This window comes from Virgibacillus halodenitrificans JCM 12304 (assembly GCF_001310895.1).
Lineage (GTDB): Bacteria > Bacillota > Bacilli > Bacillales > Amphibacillaceae > Virgibacillus_Q > Virgibacillus_Q halodenitrificans.
In genome coordinates, this window is sequence record NZ_BAZS01000035.1 from 1 (window position 1) to 15,598 (window position 15,598).

Annotated in this window: 16 protein-coding genes; 14 read left to right on the plus strand and 2 right to left on the minus strand. The window is 37.9% G+C overall.

Features of this window, described 5'->3' with window-relative positions; all coding sequences use genetic code 11:
* From JCM12304_RS15615 to JCM12304_RS15635, 5 genes are all read left to right on the plus strand, one after another.
* Window positions 1–281, plus strand: a 281-nt coding sequence (locus JCM12304_RS15615; protein ID WP_172675307.1) for an N-acetylmuramoyl-L-alanine amidase, incomplete at its 5' end; no start/stop codon positions are given.
* 87 nt (window positions 282–368) lie between these two features.
* Window positions 369–932 carry a sigma-70 family RNA polymerase sigma factor gene (locus tag JCM12304_RS15620; RefSeq protein WP_060681420.1) on the plus strand — a complete coding sequence of 188 codons (564 nt, stop codon included), beginning with the start codon at window positions 369–371 and terminating at the stop codon, window positions 930–932.
* Between the two features lie 257 nt (window positions 933–1,189).
* Window positions 1,190–1,888, plus strand: a complete 699-nt coding sequence (locus JCM12304_RS15625) for a YetF domain-containing protein (protein WP_060681422.1) — start codon at window positions 1,190–1,192, stop codon at window positions 1,886–1,888.
* 253 nt (window positions 1,889–2,141) lie between these two features.
* On the plus strand, window positions 2,142–2,642 hold the full coding sequence (locus JCM12304_RS15630) for a DUF3231 family protein (protein ID WP_019376274.1): 501 nt from the start codon (window positions 2,142–2,144) through the stop codon (window positions 2,640–2,642).
* A gap of 34 nt (window positions 2,643–2,676) precedes the next feature.
* Complete coding sequence (locus JCM12304_RS15635) at window positions 2,677–3,894, plus strand: MFS transporter (RefSeq protein WP_060681483.1); 1,218 nt, start codon at window positions 2,677–2,679, stop codon at window positions 3,892–3,894.
* 91 nt (window positions 3,895–3,985) lie between these two features.
* On the opposite strand, the gene JCM12304_RS15640 is transcribed toward JCM12304_RS15635, so the two are convergent.
* Window positions 3,986–5,182 (minus strand): DHH family phosphoesterase, encoded by a 1,197-nt coding sequence (locus tag JCM12304_RS15640; protein WP_060681424.1) that lies wholly within the window; start codon window positions 5,180–5,182, stop codon window positions 3,986–3,988.
* Between the two features lie 279 nt (window positions 5,183–5,461).
* Between JCM12304_RS15640 and JCM12304_RS15645 the strand changes: the two genes are divergently transcribed.
* The 6 genes from JCM12304_RS15645 to JCM12304_RS15670 all read left to right on the plus strand — a co-directional run bounded on the left by JCM12304_RS15645 (window position 5,462) and on the right by JCM12304_RS15670 (window position 10,030).
* On the plus strand, window positions 5,462–5,743 hold the full coding sequence (locus JCM12304_RS15645) for a hypothetical protein (RefSeq protein ID WP_060681426.1): 282 nt from the start codon (window positions 5,462–5,464) through the stop codon (window positions 5,741–5,743).
* A gap of 38 nt (window positions 5,744–5,781) precedes the next feature.
* The gene (locus tag JCM12304_RS15650) at window positions 5,782–6,102 is read left to right on the plus strand and encodes a hypothetical protein (protein WP_060681428.1); all 321 of its coding nucleotides are present in this window, start codon (window positions 5,782–5,784) and stop codon (window positions 6,100–6,102) included.
* 260 nt (window positions 6,103–6,362) lie between these two features.
* The gene (locus JCM12304_RS15655) at window positions 6,363–6,929 is read left to right on the plus strand and encodes an RNA polymerase sigma factor (RefSeq protein ID WP_019376279.1); all 567 of its coding nucleotides are present in this window, start codon (window positions 6,363–6,365) and stop codon (window positions 6,927–6,929) included.
* On the plus strand, window positions 6,919–7,698 hold the full coding sequence (locus JCM12304_RS15660) for an anti-sigma factor (protein ID WP_060681430.1): 780 nt from the start codon (window positions 6,919–6,921) through the stop codon (window positions 7,696–7,698). The genes JCM12304_RS15655 and JCM12304_RS15660 overlap by 11 nt, the downstream gene beginning before the upstream one ends.
* A gap of 173 nt (window positions 7,699–7,871) precedes the next feature.
* Window positions 7,872–9,215, plus strand: coding sequence for a hypothetical protein (locus tag JCM12304_RS15665; protein WP_060681432.1), 1,344 nt, complete (start codon window positions 7,872–7,874; stop codon window positions 9,213–9,215).
* A 161-nt stretch (window positions 9,216–9,376) separates the two neighbouring features.
* Window positions 9,377–10,030 carry a class F sortase gene (locus tag JCM12304_RS15670; RefSeq protein WP_060681433.1) on the plus strand — a complete coding sequence of 218 codons (654 nt, stop codon included), beginning with the start codon at window positions 9,377–9,379 and terminating at the stop codon, window positions 10,028–10,030.
* A 401-nt stretch (window positions 10,031–10,431) separates the two neighbouring features.
* Here the strand turns inward: JCM12304_RS15670 and JCM12304_RS15675 are convergent, their stop codons facing one another.
* The gene (locus tag JCM12304_RS15675; RefSeq protein WP_172675309.1) at window positions 10,432–11,379 is read right to left on the minus strand and encodes a carbohydrate kinase family protein; all 948 of its coding nucleotides are present in this window, start codon (window positions 11,377–11,379) and stop codon (window positions 10,432–10,434) included.
* Between the two features lie 98 nt (window positions 11,380–11,477).
* Here JCM12304_RS15675 and JCM12304_RS15680 point away from each other — a divergent pair, with 98 nt between their 5' ends.
* The 3 genes from JCM12304_RS15680 (at window position 11,478) to JCM12304_RS15690 (ending at window position 15,592) form a co-directional block, all read left to right on the plus strand.
* Window positions 11,478–12,464, plus strand: coding sequence for a LacI family DNA-binding transcriptional regulator (locus JCM12304_RS15680; RefSeq protein ID WP_060681438.1), 987 nt, complete (start codon window positions 11,478–11,480; stop codon window positions 12,462–12,464).
* A gap of 138 nt (window positions 12,465–12,602) precedes the next feature.
* Window positions 12,603–14,006 (plus strand): sucrose-specific PTS transporter subunit IIBC, encoded by a 1,404-nt coding sequence (locus tag JCM12304_RS15685; RefSeq protein WP_060681440.1) that lies wholly within the window; start codon window positions 12,603–12,605, stop codon window positions 14,004–14,006.
* Window positions 14,007–14,143: 137 nt separating this feature from the next.
* Entirely contained in the window at window positions 14,144–15,592 is a 1,449-nt protein-coding gene (locus tag JCM12304_RS15690; protein WP_060681441.1) for a glycoside hydrolase family 32 protein, read from the plus strand.
* Window positions 15,593–15,598: the final 6 nt, after the last annotated feature.

The window sequence follows — 15,598 nt, forward strand, 5'->3', positions numbered from 1 at the left end:
TAAGAGAAACCTCCATGGCTGCACTACTAACTGAAAATGGTTTTATTGACAACAAAGCCGATGCTAATTTAATGAAAAAATCTACTTGGCGACAACAAGTTGCGCTAGGACATGTGCATGGAATAGCAAAAGCCTTTCAGCTAAAGCGTACAGAAACTAAAGCAACATCACCAATATACCGCGTCATCGGTGGAGCATTCGCAGAACGAACAAATGCAGAAAAAAGATTACAAATGCTTTTGAAAGCCGGAATAAATGATGCTTATATAGAAAAAGTTTAATTTTTACAATAAATTAATGACAAGATGCCCCTTTTTTACTATTTATTTCGATTATAGAAGTAAATGAACGTATTAGGGGGTCCATTTATGTTTGAAACACATTTTTCATTTGAAGAAATTTTAGAACTAAATGAACGAAGAATTCATTATCAAATAAATCAGCTCCACATCAGAGATGTTAATCAGGAATACTATAGTGAAGGATTGGTTGCCTTATGGAATGCCTATAAAACATATAAACCAGATAAAGGCCCAATGGCAACTTACTTTAATTATACGATTCGCAACCGTCTGATTGATCAGTTGCGAAAGGAGAGAAGACGCATCGATGTTCAGGAATTTTATTTATTGAATTATAAGTCGGACAATTGCAATGGAAATCATCAGAGAAATAACAGCGGTAATAATCTTGCTATCAGAAGGGACGCAGCTGATTTAGTAGAAGATAACGTTTTTTGGGAACGATTGAAAGCCAATTTAACGGCAAATCAGTGGAAATGGATTTATTTTCACATCATGGATGGTATGACATTAACAGATATCGCAATACAGGAAAACACAACACTGGAAGCCGTTAAAAGCTGGGGAAAACAAGTTAGGAAAAAGTTAAGAAATGAAGCATTCAGAAAAAAAGTCCAATGGAAAATATAACAAAAAAGCATGTCCATCACGGGCATGCTTTTTTGTATGTTCGTTTGTATCTACTGCGAAGTATAATTTGGTGCATAGAGTAAGAAAACTAACTTTGAAGCAATGGATAATACCTTCTGCTGCCATTATCGGCAGTGACTACTTTGTCACCAGCATGGCTTCATCAGCTACACTACGTGATGTAGCTTTGTTGTATAAATATTAAATTGTTACAAACAACTATACTATCCATTAAATTAGGAGAAAGAAGGTATCCTATGGCTATTCCAGAGTTAATTTTGCGTATTTGCCTATCCTTCGCGTTGTTATTCACACTAACGCGTATTATGGGTAGAAAAGAAATTAGCCAAATGACATTTTTTAATTTTGTTTCTGCCATTGCCATTGGCTCCATTACAGCAATTTTGGCTACTAATCAAAACTTCAGTATGCTTAATGGAATTATAGCATTAACGGGTTGGGCAGGCTTCACCCTCATTATGGGATATATAGATATAAAATCACAAAAAGCAAGAAAATTTACTACAGGTATTCCAGAAATCGTTATCAAGGATGGAAAAATAATGGAGGAAGCACTACGAAGAACAAGATTAGATAACGATTCCTTGCAAGCTCTTTTACGTCAGAAAAACGTATTTTCGATGAAAGAGGTAGACTATGCCATCTTTGAAACAAGTGGTAAGCTTTCTGTTATGAAAAAAGAAAATAAGCAACCAGCAACCAAAAGTGATATTCATCAGTTAACTACTTATTCTCCAAAAATTTTCCCTACCGAGATAATCTCTGATGGAGAACTGAATGAAGCAAACCTTAAGAAGTTAAACTTGGATACTAACTGGCTGAACGGGCAATTGAAACAAGCTGGTATTAAATCACTATCTGAAGTTTTCTATGCTGAAGTACAACCTGATGGAACGCTTTATTTTGACAATAAAAGAGATGGTTTATATCACTAACTAATGAAGATTAGTCTGGAAAGGTAACTTTTCAGCTAATCTTTTATTTTTTTACGATAGTTTTCTATATAATTTTAGCTTTAGCAGTTGTAATAATAAGAACAAGTGGGCCAATAAAAGCAAGTGAACCCTTAATAATCAATGCACCAATATTTCAATAATATAGGAATAGACCCGTCTACTTTTATTTTCAGTCATATTTTATCTTTTTTTAGGGAAACTAAAAGGACTACTTTTTAGGAGGAGTAACCAGATGGGTATTTTAAATGGGAAACCTGAAGAAGAGCCCCTTCACGCAGGTGAAGTCTTTCATTTATGGTCCTATTTACACGGAACGAAAGGGTTTCTGGTAAATATGCAAATATATCTCAACCATTCAGGAGATAACGATTTAATTGCTTTTTTAGAGGATATGCAGGAAAACGTTGTTACACAGGAAGAACAGCAAGTGGATGCCTTATTAAAGGAAACTGGGATTCGATTACCTCCAGCCCCTCCTGACCGCCCTAATGTAGAACTTCAGGATATCCCTGCTGGTGCTCGTTTTCACGACCCTGAAATTGCTAATTTAGTACAGAAAGAACTAATGGTCAGAAGGATCCTTTGCAGTTATGTTATAGGAGTCTCTATTCGTGAAGACATTCGCACCATGTTTGGAGATTTTCTGGCTCAGCAAGATGAGTACGAATTAAAACTGCTCAACATTACGAAGGAAAAAGGCTGGATTGTTTCTCCGCCTATTAACACTAAATGAGGAGTGGGGAACATTGAAACCAAAAGAAAAAGGCATGGCTATCATAACAATTGGCTCTATTCCCTTAATCATGACATTGGGAAACTCCATGCTTATTCCTATCCTTCCTCAGATGAAAGCAGCTTTAGAATTATCACAAATGCAAGTTAGTCTGACAATTACTGTTTTTTCAATAATGGCAGCAATATTTATTCCTTTCGTTGGCTATTTATCTGATCGATTTTCAAGAAAAGTTGTGATTATTCCATCCATTATATTATTTGGATTGGGTGGCCTGATATCAGGAGTTGGAGCAGCTTACTTCTCTCAATCCTATATATGGATTTTAATTGGCAGATCCATACAAGGGATTGGGGCAGCAGGCTCTGCCCCTATTGCAATGGCGCTTACTGGAGACTTATTTAAAGGTGGTGAGCAAAGTCGGGTGTTAGGTGTTTTTGAAGCATCAAATGGATTGGGAAAAGTGCTATCACCTATCTTCGGCTCACTATTAGGATTAATTATTTGGTATGCTGCGTTTTTTGTGTTTCCCGCTCTTTGTCTTATTAGTTTAATTCTTTTATTATTTTTTATTAAAGAAAAGAGCAATAGACAAGCTCCCCCGCCCTTTGCAAAGTATGTTAGAGGTTTGCTTAGTGTGTTTAAACATGAAGGCAGATGGATTTTTACTACCTATTTAGCAGGGGGAACCTGTTTATTTACCTTGTTTGGGATTTTATTTTATTTATCGGATGTATTGGAAACGAAATATTCCATTGAAGGAATAATGAAGGGGCTAGTGCTAGCAGTCCCTCTTCTAGTATTGGTAATTACATCTTATATTACAGGTAGTAAGATTGGTAAAAATCTGGAGAAGATGAAGCGCTTATCTGTGATTGGCTTTGGGCTAATGACCTTATCCTATGGAACACTTATTTTTTTTGAAAAAATCATTCCATTTATTTCGGTATTGGCCATAAGCAGCGTAGGGGCAGGTCTCATTCTTCCCTGCGTAAACAGTATTATAACCGGTGCAGTTGGAAAAGAACGCAGGGGCTTTGTAACATCTTTATACGGATCTGTCCGCTTCCTTGGAGTCGCGTTCGGCCCCCCTATTTTCACACGTTTAATGGAATGGTCAAATACCGGGATGTTCTTAACAATTGCTGCATTCACATTATTGGTAGGACTGCTAGTTTTAACCCTATTACATGTTAAAGGGAAAGATGGAAAGAAAAACAAAAAAACAGCTATTCGTTATAAATATACATGATAAGACGGACATGACAAGACAAAATATAATTAAGCTTTAAACCGAAAAGAGGAACAGCAAGGAGGATACCCTTCCCCGCTGTTCCTCTTTTCTACTTATTCTCCTTGCGCCTTTGCCTTTTCACCTCATCGACAAGGTATTGGACAAATATCTCGTCTCTAATTAACCATGCTTCATAGTTTCGCTTCAGGAATTTCTCACCTTCTTCAAAGCTGGAAAATTTAGTTTGCTGCTTTTGTCTGTTTTTTTCATACGCCCACGCTTGGTTACTTAGTGGATACAGGAATAAAAACTCATCTGTTTTACTTTTATATAAAGTTCCAAAGGTTGATTGCTTTTGGTTAAATCGATTTCTTCTAGCATCTTCACGAAGCGGTTCCAACGGGTAGGTCTTTGCTACAAACTGTTTATAAGCTTCCTCTGTAAGAGAACATCCTGCTGCTTTTTCATGTCCTCCCCCTCCAAATGAACCTGCAACTTCGGAGACATCCACATGATCGTGTATTGTACGAAACCCCATCCTTCTTCCACCAATATTTAAAATAGCTATATAATCCAGATGGGGGTACTCTTTTCCTAATTGATTTCCTAACTCTGAATGATAAGATTCTGCGAAAACAACTCCTGCATAATGCCCCCCTGCTTTAATTTGGACAAGTTCCCGTCTTTTTCGTCGAATATAGCGAACAATCTTATCATCCTCCATATCAAGCAACTTCTTTTCAAAATCATCAAAATCAAAATATGCTTCTTTACTTAACCTTTCCAGCATGCTCTCTTCAAATTCATCTATGGATACAAGAAAAAATAATGCATTCAGGCGCTTTGCTTTCTGATTATCATTTTTCTCCCATTCCCATGTGTCATACTGTCTAACAAGCTCGACAAACTCAGATATTGCATTCGATGATTCCAAATAGCTGTGTTTCACAAGGTAATCATAGTACAAGGAGGTAGCCGAATGTAATTCACCAGCTTCACCCTCTACATGGACAGCTGCCCATTCATAATCATTAAATGACAGAGCAGTTTTATGATGGTCAATTAACTGTACCTGTCCTCCCTCTTTATAAAAATTCTCTAACCGTTTCTCATTCTCTTCATTTACCGACAAATCAGTAATCATTAAAAAAGTATCTTTTGACTCATTTTCCAGAAACCATTTTACTTCCCTGTTTAATCCAGCGATTGAATTATAGCGAATGTTAACCTGTTTTCCAAAAGCTAAGCGTGCCAAAATCCCACAACCCACGCCGTCTAAGTCATTATGTGATAGCAGTTTATACATGTACGTCACCTCTGCTACTAGTATGGTTCGATAAGGGTGGATTTATCAGCTAAAGAAAAAGTTATTCAAACAGAAGAGAAATTTGTTTCAATGAAACTTAGTGTAGATTTCATACGTTATATATATCAAATTACTCCTTTATAGATTACTTTTCTAAAAAAAGGGAATAACTTCAGTAGCAGTAAAAAATACCTACTTCATACTTTTTCAAAAATATACATATGTAGCGTGAATAGATAATAATAGAAGCGGAAATTTTTAGAAATTAGGGGGATTTAAATGAATAAATTTAGCAGAGGATCAATTACATTAATTTTATTTGCTTTCATTCTTTTACTAGTTAATTGGTCGATTATTCAATTCTCTGAACCCATATCACTTATTGCTTATTTGCTTTTATTTGTAAGCGGAATTTTAGGGATAGTAGCTTTCCTCCGCAAGGAATCAGGTTTTTTAAAAGGAAGCTGCCTTCTCTGTATAGCCGCTATTCTATTCTTCATATCCTGGTTTAAACCCCTGGAAATAACAAGAGTGACAACATGGTTACAAAAAATTATCTAAGCATTGGAAGAGACCCAGCTTTAAATAGGAGGTGTAAAATGAAGCGTATTTTCCCAAATGCCATGCGTGTCTCGTTAATATCTCTTGCTGCCACACTTATTGTCACTGTCGTTCTAATGGTGATTTTAAACCTGGCAAACACGAACTCAGAAATAGTACATTTCATTGGCAAAACGTTTATTGCACTTTCATTACCTTTCCTAATTTTAAATCCAATCTTTGGGTTTATTTACTCATTTAAAATAAATGACCCATGTAAGATTCTTTATATACTGCTTCACTTTGCATCACTTTGCACTATCTCTGTTGTTGCATTGCTCGGTTTTATGTTTCGTTATTTTGTATCCTTTGCTCCCTAACACAATATGAAATTTCCTCTTAAAAGGCATAATCGTTAACGATTATGCTTTTTTTAACATCTATTATTTTTATTTCTTACTTGATCAATAGGGCGACATTTTTTAAAATTCCCTCTCACTTCGCTCCCGAAAATGGTGGCAACATTGATCCATTATTCCACACAAACCGTTAGCTAAATGACTGGCACACTATCATTCTTAGTTTTTAGAAAATAATGCTATGATAGTTAAATAGAATCTTTTTTGAAAAGGAGAATGATATGCAGCTTCATGACACGGAATTATTCAAGCGAATACAAACCCACGATGAAGAAGCTTTAGAATTGCTATATGATCGATACGAAAAATTACTTTTTTCTTTTTGTTATCGAATGACAAATAATTCATTTTTAGCTGAAGAAATTGTGCAGGATGTTTTTACAAAGCTTTGGACAAAGCAAAGGAACTTTGATGAAACAAAAGGAAAGTTTTCGTCTTGGCTTCTAACTGTTACACGAAACGCAGCACTTGATAAACTTCGAAAAAAAAGCGTAAAAACTTATGAGCTGGATGAAAGAGACGCATTGCATGAAGATCCTTCTTCCGTTGAAACACAAGTAGAGTGGAAAGAAGAAAATGAACAACTGCAAACTGCCATGAAAACATTGTCAGAGGAACAAAGAGGAATTATTGAGTTATTTTATTTTAAAGGGATGTCTCAAACCAGTATTGCTGAAACTTGCGGCATTCCCTTGGGAACAGTGAAAGGAAGAGTGCGCTTGGCGTTAAAACATTTACGAACAGAGCTGTCTTCCATTAAAGAAAGGGGGATGCAGCATGAACAATAATTCTTGTGACATACTGCTTGATTACTTTAATGATCAGTTAAGCGAAGAACATAGGAAAGAGTTTGAAACACATCTGCTATACTGTGAAGAATGTCAGGATGAGCTTGCTGAACTGGAACAGTTAGTTGAGGATCTCCCCTATGCAGCTGAGCCGGTTAATCCTCCAGAAGGTATGAAGGGCCGAATTCTTTCTACCGTAAAGGATGAAAATAAAAATATTACACCCTTAGCACATAAACAAACCGAAGCTGAAGGGAAATCATCATATGCAAAAGAAACAGAAAACAAAACGAAAAACAAGTCCTGGATGAAACCGTTAATTGCAGCTGCTTTAACACTATCACTAGCTGGAAATGGAGCAGCACTTCTTTATATAAACAATCAAGACAATGAGGTAGCAGAGGAACCTCCTGCAAAGCCTATCAATGAATCACTGGATGCAATTAAGCAGTCTCTTACTTTGAGCCCTTCATCTGGTGTAAATGCCGAGGCTTCCGCATTAATGATTGAGCAAAATGAGAAAATGAACTTAGTTATAGAGGCGAATAACCTCCCTCCACTCGAAGGTGAAGAAACCTATCAGGTATGGGTGTTAAAAGATGATCAGCCACATCGGGCAGGTACATTTGTAACGAATGCAGAAGGAAAAGGAGCTGTATCCTATCTGCTGGAAGGCGATAAAAGCTGGGAGACAATTGCAATTACTAAAGAGCCTAATGCGAACAGTCAAAAGCCTAAAGGAGAAATTCTGTTAAGCTCCCCTATCTAAGGAGTTAAATTGAGATGCATACAAACGCATCTCAATTTTTTCCCTCCTGAACTTAGCTCTATCAGGGGTTCTGCAATAAAAATAAAATTTTTTAAATAATAAGTGATCCATTTCCCGATTCCTACCGTTAGCTGTGTAGAAACATTAAAAATTACAAAAGGGAGATGGATAGAATGAATTGGAAAAAAGCAATGATCGTAGCTCCGATGAGCGCAACTCTACTTTTTACTGCGAACGGTGGTGTTGTAAGTGCGGACACAATGGAAAAACCAACAGTAGAAACAGCAGCAGTTGATTTAAGATCTAACTTAGGGCAACTACTCAGCGAGCACGCATATCTTGCAATAGAAACAATGAGAAACGGTGCGGCTGGTTCAGAAGATTTCGAAGCATCTTCTGCAGCCTTAACTGCTAATACGGAGGATCTTAGTGCAGCAATCGAATCTGTTTATGGGAAAGAAGCTGGCCAAGCATTTAAGAAAATGTGGTCGGAACACATTGGGTACTTCGTTGATTATGTGAAAGCAACAGGAAATGAAGATGAAGATGCAAAACAGAAAGCATTGGATGAGTTATCAGAATACAGGGCAGACTTTTCCCAGTTTCTAGAGAATGCTACAGAAGAACGTTTGGAAGCTGATGCACTTGCTGAAGGTCTACAGCAACATGTAAATCAATTAATAGGTGCATTTATTAGCTATGTTGATGGGGATTATCAACAAGCCTATGAGCAGGAAAGAAAAGCGATTAACCATATGCATATGGTAGCTAAAGGGCTTTCCACGGCGATTACCGATCAATTCCCTGACAAATTTAATAATACAATGGCGGTGACACCAGCAGGCGACTTAAGAGCAGATTTAAATTATCTACTATCTGAGCATGCCGGTATTGCCATATCAGCAATGCAAAATGGAATTTCTGAAGCTCCGGAATTCGATGCATCAGCAAAAGTTCTTGGTCAAAATACAGAGGATCTGTCTAAAGCAATTGCATCTGTTTATGGCGATGAAGCAGGAGAAGCATTTAAGAAAATGTGGTCAGAGCACGTAGGGTACTTTGTTGATTATGTAAATGCTACAGCAAATGAAGATGAAGAAGCGCAAAAAGAGGCACTAACTAATCTTGAAAATTATAGAGAAGATTTCTCCATGTTTATGGAAAAAGCTACAGAGGGTAACGTTTCCGCAGACATGCTGGCAAAAGGCTTGCAACAACACGTAGACCAACTAATTGGTTCATTTGAAAGCTATGCAGATGGTAACTATGATGAAGCATTTACTACAGCTCGCGAAGCATATGGTCATATGTATGGCGCATCTAAAATGTTATCATCCGGTATTGTAATGCAGTTCCCTGATAAATTTGCCAATGATATGCCTTCAGATATGCCAAAAACAGGCTTTGCACCCGCTGAAGAAAATAATGATATGTTGATCGCCTGGATGGTTGGTATAAGTGTATTTGGATTAGCAGCATTTGCAGCAATCCGTAAGTTTCGTACAAACGAAAAATAAGAGTTGATATATTGGTAAGAATCTTGTTCAGGAAGACAGGCAGATTATCCGTTTTTTCTCCCTGTCTTCCAAAGCTTTAGAGAAAAAGCAAATCAGGCTTAAAATTTAACAAAAGCTCATTTCTATTATTGGAATAAATGCGCTAGAGGAGGGTGCTTTATATGGGAAAATTAATAACTGTCATCACCTTACTTTTCTTGGTTGGCTGTGGAACCGTTCCTGAAAGTGAATCTCCTCCAGCTAATTCCTCATCTAGTAATGAACAGGAAACAACTCAAACAGTTAAAAACCCTATGACCAAAACGAAAAGCAGTGATTTTAATCAGTCAGATTCCGCCTATAAGGATGCTTTTAAAGAAGAAAAACCGGGTATAGTTCCAGCCAAGTTGATTATTGACAGCCTTGGCGTCAACGATCCTGTTGAAAAGGTTGGTCAGAATAAAAAAGGTGAAATGGGTGTCCCTGAAAATGTACAGAATGCTGGTTGGTATAAGTTCGGAGCTAAGCCAGGGGAACAAGGCAGTGCTGTAGTTGCTGGGCATGTGAATACAAGGAACGGAAAAAGTATTTTTTGGAACCTTCACAAGCTGGAGACTGGTGATGAAGTCGAAGTATTGAATAAAAGTGGTGAAAAGAGAACCTTCAAAGTAATCGGGAAGGAATCATATGACTATCAGCATGCACCTGTAAAGAAAATATTCGGTTATACGTCAAGAAGAAAATTGAATTTAATTACATGCACAGGCGATTTTAATTATGACGCTGGAACCCATCAGGAACGTCTTGTCATTTACACTGAGCTAAAGGATGAATAAATAACTAGTGAGAATTCGCTCAAATCTTCAAAAGCTAAGACAAAAAATTTTATACATTGAAAATCCGAACCGATTCATACTACTAATGAATTTTGGTTCGGATTTATTTTGGTAACAAATTAGCGGGGAAAACGCACAGATTCCTCGGAAATGAAGTACACATTTCCTTCGTCCGATGCTAAGCTGTCGCAGCTTTCCTTGTGCTCCCGAAGAAAAATCCCAGCTAATTTGCTCTGCGGAAGATTATCCTGCTCTCCTGCTGATTAATCTGCTCTACGGCGGATTATCTTGCTCTCCTGCCGATTAATTTGCTCTGCGGCGGATTATCTTGCTCTCCTGCCGATTAATCTGCTCTACGGAGGATAATGCCGATTTTTCCCAAACTAGTTCATTTATCTTCTCTATCGGTCCAAATAACTTTCTACCTCAGCCTTAGTAGGCAGTGCAGTCATTGCTCCTTTTGTAGAAGCGGCAAGCCCCCCGGATACTGAGGCAAACTTAGCTATCCTACTTGCTTCTTCCAACGTAAGTGCATGTAGATCTGAAGCATATTGATCAACAGAATAAAGCACTCCAGAAACAAAGGCGTCACCAGCCCCAGTTGTGTCAATTGCTTTCACCTTCATTGCTGGAACATGCCTATTCCCTTCCATTGTCTTAACATAGCATCCTTCCGCACCAAGGGTGACAAATATAACTGGAATTTCATAAGGCTCAAGCATTTCCAAGCCTTCTTTAACTGACTTTTTATCAGTAATAAATGCTAACTCCTCTTCGGAAATCTTTAGAATATCCACTTCTCCAAGCATGGAAATTATCCTATCTTTTGCCTCCTCTTTCGAATCCCATAACATCAAACGCAGGTTAGGGTCATAGGAAATAAGCAATCCATTCTCTTTTGCCAGTTTAACAGCTGCCCTAGTTGCACCTTCTGCGGGCTCGCTAATTAAGGAAATAGATCCGAAATGAAGAATACGATGGCGGAGCAAGTGCTCTCTATTTATGTGATTTTCCTCCAGAAAACGGTCCGCACTTGGGTTAATATAAAAATCAAAGCTCCTCTCCCCACCCTCTCTGTTGGTTACAAATACAATCCCTGTACGGTGGTCCTTCGAAAAAAATAATTGTTCTGTATTTACATGATAGAACTGGAGCGTTTCTTGCAAAAACCTGCCAAGCACATCATCTCCTACCATGCCAAGAAATGATGAATCGCCTCCAAGTCTTGCTACCCCCACTGCTACGTTAGCTGGAGCACCGCCGGGACTTTTATGATAGGTTGAATTTGTTTCGTCAGTTGGTATAAAATCGATTAACGTCTCCCCCAGAGTAATGACACCATGATTCACGATGATTACCTCCCTATGGTATGATTTATATAAAGATCAAATTATGTTCTATTATTCTACAGAACCAAAAATATGTCATCAAATAAGGGTGAAAAACATTGCTTACAATAAAAGAAATAGCAGAAATGGCTAACGTATCCAGGTCTACTGTTTCCCGTTTCCTCAATGATTCTGGCTATGTCAGTGAAGAGGCCAGAAAACGAATTGATAAAGTAATTAAAGAAACAGGATATATACCTAGTGAACATGCTAAATCCCTCCGCACAAAAAAAACAAAAGTAATTGGTGTCATATTACCAACCATCCATACAGAGACATCAAGTAAAATTGTAGCAGGAATAGATAACGAGCTGGCAAAACAGGGATATCAAATTCTTCTAGCTAATACAAATCTGGATAAAGAAAAAGAAATAGAATATCTGGATTTACTTAAAGTCCGCCAAGTAGATGGAATTATTTTAGTAGCTACAAATACAGAAGAAAGATTAGTTAAGAAAGTTCAGGAAATGAACCTTCCAATAGTTATTATTGGACAGCACATGCCTGGGGTTACCAGTGTGGTGTATGATGACTTCCATGCTTCAAAAGAAATTACCAACTATTTGGTTGAGAAAGGTCATAAAAAAATAGCATTTATCGGTGTAGATGAGACAGATCGCTCGGTAGGTTATTTCCGTAAAAAAGGATATTATTCTGCGATGAATGAGCATCGATTGGAAGTTAATTCAACTTGGGTGCAGACTGCAATATTTGACATAGATTCTGGTTATAAAGCAATGAAACGAATTTTAACAAAGAGTTCTATTCTCCCCACAGCAGTTTTTGCAGTAACAGACCGCTTAGCTATTGGAGCGATGAGTTATTTGAAAGAACAAGGACTTATAGTACCAGATGATATTGCTGTAGCGAGTATTGGAGCATCAGAAATTTCCAGATATGTTGATCCTTCTCTAACAACTGTAGACTATCACAATGAAATGGCAGGTAAGCAGGCTGCGAAGCAGATACTAGCAATTATATCCAAAACTGAATACCAAGAAAAAATTCTCCTGAACTATAGACTAATAATTCGTAATAGTGTATGATGAAATTGTGGAACCGATTTCATCATATATATTATGGAATCGATACCACGTATAACTCAGTTAATACCTATTGCCATTATATTTACTAATCTAGCTAATGTGGAATCGATACCACAAAAATAAAAGGAGTGAGATTATATGTCTGATAACAAGCAAATCGCAAAGGAGCTTATTGAGGCAGTCGGGGGAAGAGAAAATATTCATTCCGTCGCTCATTGTGCCACAAGATTACGTTTTATGATTCACGACAAGGAAAAAATTGATCAGGAGAGAGTTGAAAATACAGATAAAGTAAAGGGTGCCTTTTTTAACTCTGGTCAATATCAGATAATCCTTGGGACCGGCACGGTAAATCGTATTTATGAAGAAGTGGATAAACTCGGTATCAACAGCACAGATAAATCTGAACAATCAAAGGAAGCTGCAAAAGAAAAAAATACGTTCCAGCGTGCCATCCGGACATTGGGCGATGTATTTGTACCCATTATTCCTGTGCTTGTAGCAACAGGTCTGTTTATGGGACTTAGAGGTTTGGTCATGCAGGAACAGATCTTAGCACTCTTCGGTATGACACCCGCTGATATTTCTGAAAACTTTCTTTTATTTACTGAAATCCTAACAGATACTGCATTCATATTCTTACCTGCAATTGTTGCTTGGTCAACTTTTAGAGTATTTGGGGGCACGCCAATTATTGGTCTAGTACTTGGATTGATGCTTGTAAGTCCTGCGTTGCCAAATGCTTGGGAAGTTGCGACAGAGGCTGAACCTTTATATTTCTTAGGATTCATCCCTGTAGTAGGCTATCAAGGTGCCGTATTACCCGCCTTTTTCGCAGGGATAATTGGTGCAAAACTGGAAAGAGCCATCCGAAAACGGGTTCCTGAAGCATTGGATTTAATCATCACCCCATTCTTAACACTATTAGTGATGATTGCAGCAGCTCTCTTCATCATCGGGCCAATTTTTCATACAGTTGAGGAATATATCCTTCAGGGAACACTCTTTGTGTTGGATCTGCCATTCGGTATTGCAGGATTTTTAATTGGAGCTTTAAATCAAATTATTGTAATCACAGGAGTTCATCATATCTTTAACCTATTGGAAATCCAATTGCTTGAAAAGTTTGGAAATAACCCATATAACGCCATTGTTACTTCAGCAGTGGCCGCACAAGGTGGAGCAGCACTTGCCGTAGGTTTAAAAACGAAATCTAAAAAACTGAAGGCGTTGGCATTACCCTCCTCTTTATCTGCATTTCTTGGGATTACAGAGCCAGCCATTTTCGGTGTAAACCTACGCTATGTTACACCTTTTATAATGGGCTTAATCGGCGGTGGTGTTGGTGGTTTTGCTGCTTCCCTGCTTGGTATTAAAGGAACTGGTATGGCAATTACCGTTATTCCAGGGACGCTACTTTATCTCAATGGACAAATTTTACAGTATATCCTGGTTAACATCATTGCTATTGGTACTGCATTTGTCCTTACATGGTTATTCGGTTATTCAGATAAAAAGCTTAAAGAAGTTGAAACAGCATAGAGATCGTACACGCATTAATTACATGGAGAGGGTAGGAACTGAACATGCCTCCTTCTAATAAAAATATTTTACAATTAAAGACAGGCAGGCGGGCATCCCCTTGTCTGTCTTTTAGATAAGGAGTGCCTCAAACAGATATGAAACATTTACATCCGATAAAGAAGGCTTTGCAGCAAATAAAAGAAAAACAGGATATCGCTCAATCCGATCCCCACCGTCTCCATTTCCATATTATGCCCCCTGTAGGATTACTCAACGATCCTAACGGGTTTGTATTCTATCAAGGACATTATCATATTTTCTATCAATGGAACCCCTTTGCAACGACACATGGTCAAAAATATTGGGGTCATCGCATTTCCAGTGATTTAGTACATTGGGAAGAGGCGCCTATAGCATTAGCTCCCGATGAATGGTTTGATAAAGACGGCTGTTACTCAGGAAGTGCCATTGTCCACAATGAAAAGCTCTATATATTTTATACTGGAAATGTAAAAGACCACGACGGAAACCGTGCCTCCTACCAATGTCTCGCCGTATCAGATGATGGTCTCCATTTTGATAAAAAAGGGCCAATTATTGAAGTACCTAAAGGTTACACCGCCCATTTCCGTGATCCTAAAGTTTTTTCAAAAGATGGTAGGTGGTTTATAGTAATTGGTGCACAAAACACCCAAGAACAGGGTGAAGTGGTTCTTTACTCCTCCCCTGATTTGGAAAATTGGTTTTATCGCGGCCCACTAACAGGGTCTCATAGGAATGGATTAGATAATTTCGGATATATGTGGGAGTGTCCGGATCTTTTTCAAATTAAAGATCAGGACATACTAATTGTCTCTCCACAAGGATTGGAAGCAAAAGGATATAAGTTTAACAATATTTATCAATCCGGTTATTTTACAGGGCAAGTAGATTATGAGAGCCCCGCTTATCAGCATGGAAGCTTTGAAGAGTTGGATCGTGGCTTTGATTTTTATGCACCACAAACAACGGTGGATGAGTCAGGTAGACGTTTATTATTTGGCTGGATGGGTAATGCGGAAGTAGGGGAAACACAGCATCCTACCGCAGAATACGGTTGGATTCATGCGCTTACTCTCCCCCGTACACTGCAGTGGAAGAAAGGAAAGCTTTTTCAGACTCCCGTAAAGGAGCTTGCGGTACTACGAAAGAATGAAGTTGTGTATGAAAATATAACGATAATAAATCAACACAAGCAATTTAATGAAGTTGCTGGCAAGGTGTTTGAATTGCAAATAACAGTGACTGACTGGAGCACAAACATATTCTCCTTAACGGTTGGAGAAAGCACGTTGCGTTTTAATCAAAATTCTTCTACTTTCAGTCTAGAACGCAAATGTTTTAATAATCAAGGAACGGAAAGCAGACATTGTCATCTAGACAAGCTGGAGAATATACAACTCTTCAAAGACACCTCTTCACTGGAAGTCTTTATAAATAATGGAGAGGAAGTTTTTACTTCACGGATTTTCGATGATACCAATGAGCAAGCTGTATCTTTCCAAGCAGACGGGCAAGTGACTTTTAATTTACAAAAGTGGGATTTGGAAAAAATCTTTAATTGATATTCA